This is a genomic window from Nocardia sp. NPDC004340, assembly GCF_053602575.1.
Genome location: NZ_JBSGDW010000013.1, coordinates 103,151 through 110,253, shown reverse-complemented (window position 1 = coordinate 110,253; position 7,103 = coordinate 103,151). Strand labels below are relative to the sequence as shown.

Annotated in this window: 7 protein-coding genes; 6 read left to right on the top strand and 1 reads right to left on the bottom strand. The window is 68.2% G+C overall.

All coding sequences use genetic code 11. From position 1 onward, the window contains the following. Positions 1 to 139 precede the first annotated feature (139 nt). On the bottom strand, positions 140 to 1,189 hold the full coding sequence (locus ACWEOI_RS32350) for a M48 family metallopeptidase (RefSeq protein ID WP_452362044.1): 1,050 nt from the start codon (positions 1,187 to 1,189) through the stop codon (positions 140 to 142). Positions 1,190 to 1,316: 127 nt separating this feature from the next. Between ACWEOI_RS32350 and ACWEOI_RS32345 the strand changes: the two genes are divergently transcribed. The 6 genes from ACWEOI_RS32345 to ACWEOI_RS32320 all read left to right on the top strand — a co-directional run bounded on the left by ACWEOI_RS32345 (position 1,317) and on the right by ACWEOI_RS32320 (position 7,102). Further along, positions 1,317 to 1,406: an Ms4533A family Cys-rich leader peptide gene (locus tag ACWEOI_RS32345; protein ID WP_357096386.1), complete on the top strand. Its 90-nt coding sequence runs from the start codon at positions 1,317 to 1,319 to the stop codon at positions 1,404 to 1,406. Positions 1,407 to 1,599: 193 nt separating this feature from the next. Beyond that, positions 1,600 to 2,637, top strand: coding sequence for a sulfate ABC transporter substrate-binding protein (locus tag ACWEOI_RS32340; RefSeq protein ID WP_452362043.1), 1,038 nt, complete (start codon positions 1,600 to 1,602; stop codon positions 2,635 to 2,637). A 35-nt stretch (positions 2,638 to 2,672) separates the two neighbouring features. Then, positions 2,673 to 3,572, top strand: a complete 900-nt coding sequence (cysT, locus tag ACWEOI_RS32335) for a sulfate ABC transporter permease subunit CysT (RefSeq protein WP_433671805.1) — start codon at positions 2,673 to 2,675, stop codon at positions 3,570 to 3,572. Further along, entirely contained in the window at positions 3,573 to 4,382 is an 810-nt protein-coding gene (gene cysW / locus ACWEOI_RS32330) for a sulfate ABC transporter permease subunit CysW (protein WP_357096380.1), read from the top strand. It begins immediately after the preceding gene. After that, positions 4,379 to 5,374, top strand: coding sequence for a sulfate/molybdate ABC transporter ATP-binding protein (locus tag ACWEOI_RS32325; RefSeq protein ID WP_452362042.1), 996 nt, complete (start codon positions 4,379 to 4,381; stop codon positions 5,372 to 5,374). The genes cysW and ACWEOI_RS32325 overlap by 4 nt, the downstream gene beginning before the upstream one ends. Positions 5,375 to 5,527: 153 nt before the next feature. Further along, on the top strand, positions 5,528 to 7,102 hold the full coding sequence (locus ACWEOI_RS32320; protein ID WP_452362041.1) for a flavin-containing monooxygenase: 1,575 nt from the start codon (positions 5,528 to 5,530) through the stop codon (positions 7,100 to 7,102). Position 7,103: the final 1 nt, after the last annotated feature.

The following is a 7,103-nucleotide window of genomic DNA, read 5'->3' as shown; positions in this document are numbered from 1 at the left end:
TGCCCACCCCGCCACCGCGGTGTGTATCCTCCCCCCCCCCTCCCCCCCGCGGGTGGGCGCGGGCGCCTTGTCGCCCCCGCGGCCACCCCCGCGCGAGAGCTGGGGCCCGGGGCCGAGGGCCCCGGACCCCTTTCTCATCTCATTCGTCGCTGTCGCCGCGGAGCCGCTTGCCGAGCTTCGACAGCGTCTCGCCGACTTCCTGTCCCACCGTGCTGACCGTGGCCCCGACATCGCGGCCCAGATTGCGCACGGTGCGGATCAGCGGGTCCTCCGACTGGTCGAAGCTCTCCTTGTACGACCGCGCCGCGTGCTTGATCTCCTCGCTGATCCGCGCGTCCTTGTCCTGCTCCCGGCGCGGGTACTGCCCGTCCAGCACCCGGTTGTACTCACCGCTGGCGATCGAGCGCCGCAGCTCCGCGGCCCGCAGCACCGAGAACGGGTGGCTGGCCAGTTCCAGGTTCAGCAGTTTGAGCACGCCGTCGCGCAGGTCGCCCGCGCGGTCGTAGTCGTCGGCCTGGGTGAGGAACGCCGCGTGGCTCATCTCGTCCACCCGGGAGCCGCCCGCGAGCTTCATGTGCACCCGCACCGACGCCTCCACGTCCTGCCCGACCAGCAGCCCGGCTCGGTCGCCGGACAGCTCGGACTTGCGGCTCCACTCCATCAGCGCGGCCACGATGGCCCGAACCGCCCAGCCGCCCACCGGCATCCAGCCGATGCCGTCGGCGATCCGCATGAGGTGCATGAGCATGGTCCGGTAGACCGCGTGCCCGGACAGCGCGTGCCCGAGCTCATGGCCGACCACGAATCGCAGCTCCTCGTGGTCGAGCAGATCCAGCAGGCCGGTGGTCACCACGATGAACGGCCGGTCCATGCCGATGGTGAAGGCATTGACCTCGGGCTGCTGCAGCACGAACATCTCCGGGGTGCGCTGCGCGTCGAGGATCTTGACCGCGTCCGCGCGCAGCTGGTGGAGGTTCTTGAACTGCCGCTCGTCGACCCGCACCGCGGTCGCCAGGTACATGAGCCGGTGCTGCCGCTCCTGCAGCAGACCCGAGAGGGTGCGCAGCAGCGTGTCGAAGCCACTCAGCTGCCGGAGGCCGACCAGCGCGGTGCGGTCGGCCGGATGCTCCCAGGCGCGAGTGGAGATGCCCGGGAAGTCCCGGCGGATACGTGCGGGCGCTGTCGTCATGGAATGTCCCCCGTTGGAAAGTCGCAGTCTCGATACAGTCTGCCGTGCTCGACCAGGGTTGTGCTCGAGACGATTTCAAACCGCCGGAGATTAGCGGCCTGACGTGCACCTCTGCTAAAGTCGCCCCGTGCTGTCGAGCGTTGTTCCCCAGGTCCGCCATGAATTGGCGTTGATCGCTGTGGGTTGCCTCGCGGTCGCTGACATTCACTGTCGCTGATCGCCGATCGGGCACTGCTGCACGTCTGAGTAGACTTGGCGCGCGCATTTTTCGCAGTTCGTGTTCGTCCCCCCGGCGGCCTTAGGGCCGGAGCGCCACCGTCGCGTATTCCTTCCCCGTGACGGGTCTACGGCAAACGTTCATTCCCGCCGGTCGAGGTCCCTCCGGCGGGTAGCCCGAAAGGTCCACGCCGATGTCCCGCAATATTCGTCTCTCTCGCCGATCTACCTTCGCCGTCGCGCTCACCGCGGTCGCGGCCACCGTGCTCACCGCCTGCAGCGGCGGCGCGGCCGACACCAAGGACGAGGGTGCGGCGGCCGGCGGCGGCGGCAACATCAACCTGTTCGCGTACTCGGTCGCGAAGGCCGCCTACGACAAGGTGATCCCGGTCTACAACAAGACCGACGCCGGCAAGGGCACCCAGTTCCAGGCCTCCTACGGTCCCTCGGGCGACCAGTCCCGCAAGGTGAAGGACGGCGCCGAGGCCGACGTGGTGAGCTTCTCGGTCGAGCCCGACATCACCCGCCTGGTGGATTCCGGCCAGGTGGACGCGGGCTGGAACGCCGACGCCAACAAGGGCGTCCCGTTCGGTTCGGTCGTGGTGATCGCGGTCCGCAAGGGCAACCCCAAGGGCATCAAGAACTGGGACGACCTGCTCAAGCCGGGCATCGAGGTGGTGACCCCCAACCCGTTCAGCTCGGGCGCGGCCAAGTGGAACCTGCTGGCCCCCTACGCCGCCAAGAGCGAGGGCGGCAAGAACGCCCAGGCCGGTCTGGACTACCTGACCCAGCTGCTGGGCCACGTGCACGTGCAGCCCAAGTCGGGTCGCGAGGCCACCGACACCTTCCTGCAGGGCACCGGCGACGTGCTGCTCAGCTACGAGAACGAGGCCATCTTCTCCGAGACCAAGGGTGACCCGATCGAGCACGTCGTGCCCGACACCACCTTCCGGATCGACAACCCGGTCGCGGTGCTGAAGAACTCCAAGAACCTGAAGAACGCCATCGCCTTCCGCGACTTCCTCTACACCAAGGACGCGCAGCAGGCCTTCGCCGAGGCGGGCTTCCGTCCGGTCGACCCGCAGGTGCGTTCGGACAACGCCAAGACCTTCCCGACCCCGCAGAAGCTGTACACCATCGACGACCTCGGCGGCTGGAAGACCGTGGACAAGGAGCTGTTCACTCCGAACAGCGGCTCGGTGGCCCAGATCTACGACAAGGCCACCAAGTAGCCGGGTGACCTGCGACACAAGCGATACTCGACACTGTGAGTGACAGCAGCTCGAACGCCGGGACCGAGAGCGGTCCCGGCGTTTCGGTAGACGACAAACCCCGCCCGACGGCGGGTAGGGGCCGGATCCGGTCCTGGTTCCGGGTGACCGGGTCGGTGGGCCCGCTCGGCATCGGCACCTCGGTGCTGTGGCTCAGCATCATCGTGCTGCTGCCGCTGGCGGCGCTGACCGCCAAGTCCCTGGAGAACGGCTGGTCCGGTTTCTGGGACGCGGTGACCGCGCCCGCGGCCCTGGACGCGCTGAAGGTGACGGTCCTGGTGTCCGTCATCGTCACGTTGATCAACGTGGTGATGGGCACCCTGATCGCCTGGGTGCTGGTGCGCGACGAATTCCCGGGCAAGGGGTTCGTGAACGCCCTCATCGACCTGCCGTTCGCACTGCCCACCATCGTGGCCAGCATCGTGCTGCTGGCCCTGTACGGCCCGCAGTCGCCGTTCGACATCCACCTCAATGCCACCCAGCCCGGTCTGGTGGTGGCGCTGGCCTTCGTGACGCTGCCGTTCGTGGTGCGCGCGGTGCAGCCGGTGCTGATCGAGGCGGACAAGGACGTGGAGCAGGCGGCCGCGTCGCTGGGCGCGGACAACTGGACCACCTTCCGCACCATCATCCTGCCGACGCTGGCCCCGGCCATCGTGAGCGGTTCGGGCCTGGCCTTCGCCCGCGCGATCGGCGAGTACGGCTCGGTGGTGCTGATCGGCGGCGGCATTCCGAAGAAGACCCAGATGGCCTCGCAGTACATCCAGCAGCAGATCGAGGTGGACCGGCCGGTGAACGCCGCCGCGGTCTCGGTGGTGCTGCTGGCGATCTCGCTGGCCACGCTGTTCGCGCTGCGGGTCACCTCCGAGCGCCTGGCGCGCCGGGAACAGGAGTCGTAGATGAAACTCGGTTTCTGGACGCGGATCTCGTTGCGCACGGTGGCGCTGGCGTACATCTTCGTGCTGCTGCTGGTGCCGCTGGGCATCATCCTGATGCGCACCTTCGAGCGCGGCATCGGCGCGTTCTTCGACTCGATCTCCACGCCCGCGGCGGTCTCGGCGTTCAACCTCACCATGCAGATCGTGGCGATCACGGTGCCGGTGAATGTGATCTTCGGTGTGATCGTGGCGCTCGCCCTGGTGCGTGGCCGATTCCCCGGCCGCAATCTGCTGCAGGGCGTGGTGGATCTGCCGATGGCGACGTCGCCGGTGGTGGTGGGTGTCTCGCTGATCCTGCTGTGGGGCGCCCACGGCTGGTTCGGCGGGCTGGACAGCCACGGTCTGAAGATCATCTTCAATCTGCCGGGCATGGTCATCGCCACCATCTTCGTGACGCTGCCGTTCGTGGTGCGCGAGGTGGAGCCGGTGCTGCACGAGATCGGCGATGATCAGGAGCAGGCGGCCGCCACCCTGGGCGCGTCGGGCTGGCAGACGTTCTGGCGCATCACCCTTCCGGCGATCCGCTGGGGCCTGACCTACGGCATCGTGCTCACCGTGGCCCGCGCGCTCGGCGAGTTCGGCGCGGTGATCATGGTGTCCACCGGCCTGCCCGGAAAGTCACAGACCCTCACCCTGCTGGTGAACGGGCGCTACGTGAACGATCACAACACCTTCGGCGCGTACTGCGCGGCGACCCTGCTCATGGGCATCGCCCTCGTTGTCCTTCTGCTCATGACCCTCCTAGAACGCAAGCGGGGCACTGCCAAATGATCACCGTGACCAACGCGAACAAGCGCTACGGCACGTTCGCCGCTCTCGACGACGTCAGCCTCGACATCCCCTCGGGCGAGCTGACCGCGCTGCTGGGCCCGTCCGGTTCGGGCAAGTCCACGCTGTTGCGCTCGATCGCGGGACTGGAGACCCTCGACCAGGGCATCGTCACCATCGCCGGGCGGGACGTCACCAATGTGCAGCCGCAGAAGCGCGACATCGGCTTCGTGTTCCAGCATTACGCGGCGTTCAAGCACATGACCGTGCGTGACAATGTGGCCTTCGGGCTCAAGATCCGCAAGCGGCCCAAGGGCGAGATCAAGAAGAAGGTCGACGAGCTGCTCGAGATCGTCGGTCTGGACGGCTTCCAGCACCGGTATCCGGCGCAGCTGTCCGGTGGTCAGCGTCAGCGCATGGCCCTGGCCCGCGCGCTCGCGGTGGACCCGCAGGTGCTGCTGCTGGACGAGCCGTTCGGCGCGCTCGACGCGAAAGTCCGTGCGGACCTGCGCACCTGGCTGCGCCGGCTGCACGAGGAGGTGCACGTCACCACCGTCCTGGTCACCCATGACCAGGAGGAGGCCCTGGACGTGGCCGACCGGATCGCGGTCATGAACAAGGGCCGCATTGAGCAGGTCGGCAGCCCCGAGGACGTGTACGACCGGCCCGCCAACGAGTTCGTCATGTCGTTCCTGGGCGCGGTGGCCAAGTTGAACGGGCATATGGTGCGGCCGCACGACATTCGCGTCGGCCGGGACCCGAGCATGGCGCTGGCCGCGCACGAGGGCACCGCGGATTCCTCCGGCGTCACCCGCGCGACGGTGGAGCGCGTGGTCCGGCTGGGCTTCGAGGTGCGTGTGGAGCTGCGCAACGCGGCCACCGGTGATCTGTTCACCGCGCAGGTCACCCGTGGTGACGCGGAGGCGCTGCACCTGGCCGAGGGCGAGACCGTGTACGCCCGGGCCACCCGGATCCCGGAGCTCCCGGTCTCGTAAGTTCATCCGGTATAAGCGATTTCGGCGAGAAGTCGCGACACGCCCAACTCGTCAAGAACATGGCGAGTCGCTCTGACGAGGGTCCGCCGCGCCGCAGGCTGCCGTAGCCTGTGGCGCGGCTGTGCCTGTTCGTTCCAGAGGGGATACGCGGACGTGACGAGTGCGGGTGACGTACGGGTCGGGGTCATCGGGGCCGGTATCGCGGGCTTGGTGACGGCGAAGGTGTTGCGCGACGACGGCTTCGAGGTCGTCGTCTTCGACAAGGAGACCGCCGCGGGCGGGGTGTGGATCGAGTCGCGCACCTATCCGGGGTTGCGCACCAACAACTCCCGGGCCACCTACGCGTACTCCGACCATCCCTACCCGGAATCGGCCGATGTATTCCCCACCGCCGGGCAGGTGCGCGACTACCTGGCCTCGTACGTGGAACGCTTCGGCCTGTACCGATACCTACGCCTGGGCACGGAAGTCATCCGGGTATCCGAGGCGGGCAAGGGATTCGAGGTCGAGGTGGTCGGGCCCGACGGGGTCGAGACGCTGGCGTTCGATTTCGTGGTGGTGTGCGCCGGAACCTTCTCCGAACCGAACATTCCAGATATTCAGGACAGCAACCTCTTTCGCGGTGTGATCGCCCACTCCAGTCAGGCTCTGGAACCCACCGCGTTCGCGGGCCGCCGCGTGGTGGTCGTGGGCGCGGGCAAATCCGCGCTCGACTGCGCCGCCTGGGCCGCCGAACGAGCCCGCGACTGCACCCTGGTGTTCCGCAAGCCCTATCCGATGCTGCCGCGGTTCATCGGCGGACAGCCGTCGGATCAGCTGTACCTCAATCGATTCTCCGAGTCGTTCTTCCGCTACCACCGGCTCAACCGGGTGGAGGGGCTGCTGCACGGCCCGGGCAGACCGCTGACCGAGCTGGTCTGGCGGTACCTGAAACTCCTGATGCGACTCGCGCTGCGGATGCCGCGGATCATGGTGCCCGAGCCGCCGCTGCCCGGCGGCATCGAACACGGCGGCGTCAGCGAGGAGTTCTACCGGGAGGCCCGGCGGGGCCGGATCCGATTGCGGCGCGGCCACATCGCGCGCTGCGCCGGCGAAACCGAACTCACCCTCGACACCGGGGAACGGCTGACCGCGGACCTGGTGGTGTTCGCCACCGGCTGGCGGCAGTCGCTGCCGTTCCTGGACCGCGAGCTACGCACCGACGTCCTCTCCGACGGTCGATTCCTGCTGTACCGGCACATCCTGCCGCCGGAGCATCCGCGCCTCGGGTTCATCGGGTACGGGTCCTCCACCGCCTGCCAGCTCACCGCGGAGGTCTCCGCGCACTGGCTGTCCCAGCACTTCCTCGGCGAGCTGGAGCTGCCGCCCGCCGCCGAGATGCACCGTGAGATCGACCGGGTCGGCGCTTGGCTGGCCGAGGTCATGCCCGCGCGGTCGGAAGGCTATTACGTCGGGCCCTACCTCTCCCACCACATCGACGATCTGATGGGCGATATGCGACTGCCCGTGCGGCGCACCGACAATTTCGTGTCCGAGTACTTCGACACCTTCCTGCCGGGCCGCTACGCCGACCTCACCGAGGAACGCCTGCGGGCGCGCGAGGCGCGGCGCACCAGGTTCCGGCTCCGCCGTCCGCGCTATGTCAGCGCGGGCCAGTCGCTCGGTGGCGTCGCCGCGCTCTCGGTCGGGTACGCCTGCCTGCGGCGCTGGCGCGGGGGAGCCGCGTAAG

Excerpts from the sequence above, each read along its gene's own strand:
- ACWEOI_RS32350 (WP_452362044.1), bottom strand. The coding sequence starts at position 1,189 with ATGACGACAGCGCCCGCACGTATCCGCCGGGACTTCCCGGGCATCTCC.
- ACWEOI_RS32340 (WP_452362043.1), top strand. The coding sequence starts at position 1,600 with ATGTCCCGCAATATTCGTCTCTCTCGCCGATCTACCTTCGCCGTCGCG.
- cysW (WP_357096380.1), top strand. The coding sequence starts at position 3,573 with ATGAAACTCGGTTTCTGGACGCGGATCTCGTTGCGCACGGTGGCGCTG.
- ACWEOI_RS32325 (WP_452362042.1), top strand. The coding sequence starts at position 4,379 with ATGATCACCGTGACCAACGCGAACAAGCGCTACGGCACGTTCGCCGCT.